Origin of the sequence: Sphingomonas sp. FUKUSWIS1 (assembly GCF_000733135.1) — a bacterium.
Classification (GTDB): domain Bacteria; phylum Pseudomonadota; class Alphaproteobacteria; order Sphingomonadales; family Sphingomonadaceae; genus Sphingomonas; species Sphingomonas aerolata.
Window position 1 is genome coordinate 78,059 of the sequence record NZ_JPJC01000206.1, and the last position, 1,924, is coordinate 79,982.

General features: G+C 68.3%; 3 protein-coding genes and 1 pseudogene. 3 read left to right on the plus strand and 1 reads right to left on the minus strand.

Annotation, left to right across the window (positions count from 1 at the left end; all coding sequences use genetic code 11):
- The 3 genes from sphsw_RS12560 to sphsw_RS12570 form a co-directional block, all read left to right on the plus strand.
- On the plus strand, positions 1 to 418 hold a 418-nt coding region (locus sphsw_RS12560), incomplete at its 5' end, for an SCO family protein (RefSeq protein ID WP_031440915.1).
- Positions 415 to 849, plus strand: coding sequence for a YcgN family cysteine cluster protein (locus sphsw_RS12565; RefSeq protein WP_031395091.1), 435 nt, complete (start codon positions 415 to 417; stop codon positions 847 to 849). The genes sphsw_RS12560 and sphsw_RS12565, both read left to right, overlap by 4 nt.
- Positions 850 to 853: 4 nt before the next feature.
- Positions 854 to 1,528 carry a M48 family metallopeptidase gene (locus sphsw_RS12570; protein ID WP_031440916.1) on the plus strand — a complete coding sequence of 225 codons (675 nt, stop codon included), beginning with the start codon at positions 854 to 856 and terminating at the stop codon, positions 1,526 to 1,528.
- Here sphsw_RS12570 and sphsw_RS18925 read toward each other — a convergent pair.
- Positions 1,504 to 1,924: pseudogene (locus sphsw_RS18925) on the minus strand (penicillin-binding protein); the annotation flags it as partial. The gene sphsw_RS12570 and the pseudogene sphsw_RS18925 overlap by 25 nt on opposite strands.

Sequence of the window (1,924 nt, forward strand, 5' to 3'; positions counted from 1 at the left end):
CCGGATCATGTATTTCGGCTACACCTTCTGTCCCGATGTCTGTCCGACCGACATGCAGACGATCGGCGGCGCGATGAAACTGCTCGAGGCCAGCGATCCGGCGCTCGCGGCGCGGCTCGTGCCGATCTTCGTGACCGTCGATCCGACGCGTGACACCCCTGCGGTCGTCAAGCAGTTCGTCACCGCCTTTCATCCGCGCATCGTCGGGCTCACTGGCAGTCCCGCGGCGATCGAGACGGTGAAAAAGGAATTCGCGATCTTCTCGGCCAAGGGGGATGCCGCGCCCGGTGGCGGTTACCTCGTAAATCACTCGCGTCAGGCCTATCTGATGGATCCGGACGGCAAGCCTCTCGCGCTGCTGCCACAGGATAAGGGACCACAGGCCTTGGCCGACGACATCAAGCGCTGGGCCCGATGAGCGCCAGATTCTGGGAAGACACGCCGATCGAGAAGCTCGACCGCGGCCAGTGGGAAGCCCTGTGCGATGGTTGTGGCAAATGCTGCATCCACAAGCTCGAGGACGAGGATACCGGCGAGCTCGTCGCGACCAATGTGTCGTGCCGGCTGCTCGACCGGCGCAGCGGGCAGTGTTCGGACTATCGGCACCGCCACGCCTATGTCGCAGAATGCGTGCGGCTGACGACGTCGAATGTCCGCGATATCGACTGGCTGCCCTCGACCTGCGCCTACCGCCTGCGCGCGGCGGGCGAGCAGCTTCCCGAGTGGCATTATCTCGTCTGCGGCGACCGCGAGGCGGTCCACCGCGCCAAACAGTCGGTCCGCGGCTGGACGATCAGCGAGGACGAGGCCGGTGAGCTCGAATATCACGTGATCGACCGCGAACTCTGACGCGGTGATCGACGGCCTCGAGATCATCCGGCATCCGCGCGCACGCCGGGCCCGGTTGTCGATCGATCCCGCCAGCGGCCGCGCCCGGCTCGTCCTGCCCAAGCGGGCGGCGCTGAAGCAGGCGCTGGCCTGGGCGGAGGAGAAGGCGGACTGGATCGCCGAACAGCGCGCGCGGCTGCCGCGGCCGCAGCCCTTCGTTCCCGATGCGGTTGTGATGGTCGCCGATGAGCCGGTGACGATCGCGTGGACCCCGGGCAGCCGCCGCACGGTGGTCCGCGACGGCGCGATCCTGTCGCTGTCCGGCCCCGTCGAGACGATTCCCCGCCGTGTCGAGGCATGGCTCAAGCGTACCGCGCTGGGCCTGCTTGACCAGGAAACCGCCGAATATGCCGCCAAGGCGGGGGTCAGCGTCACGCAGGTCGCGATCGGCGATGCCAGGGGCCGCTGGGGCAGCTGCGCGTCGAGCGGGGTGATCCGCTACAGCTGGCGGCTGATCCTCGCCCCCGGCTTCGTACGGCGGGCAACGGTGGCGCATGAGGTCGCCCACCGCGTCCACATGAACCACGCGCCCGCCTTCCACGCGCTCGTCGCCGATCTCTATGGTGAGGACCCCACCCCTGCGCGCGTCTGGCTACGCACGCATGGCGCGGCGCTTCACTGGGTCGGTCGATCGTCCTGAAAGCGGTCGCGCGAACTCTCGCGTGACCAGTCCCGCTGGGGCGCGCGCGGCTGCGGCGCGGCGGGATCGCGGCGTGGTGCGTCCCGGCCCGTTACCCTGTCGATCCAGTCCTGGTTCAACTGCTGCTGCGGCACCTGCGGCACCTGCGGTGTCTGGTCGGACGGGTCCGCATCGGGGCGCGGTATCGGCTCGCCCGCCGGGGCATCGCTCGGCATATCCGGAACGCCGCCAGGCTCGATCGGATTGCCGTTCTCGTCGACCATCATCTGGCCGTTGTCGGGCTGGCCGAAATAGCTCTCCTCATCGGGTTCGAGCTGCCATTCGGGCAGGGTCACCTGCGTCTCGAACTGCTCGATCGGGCGATTGGCCGTGGCGGGCTTCATGAACGCCGCCCAG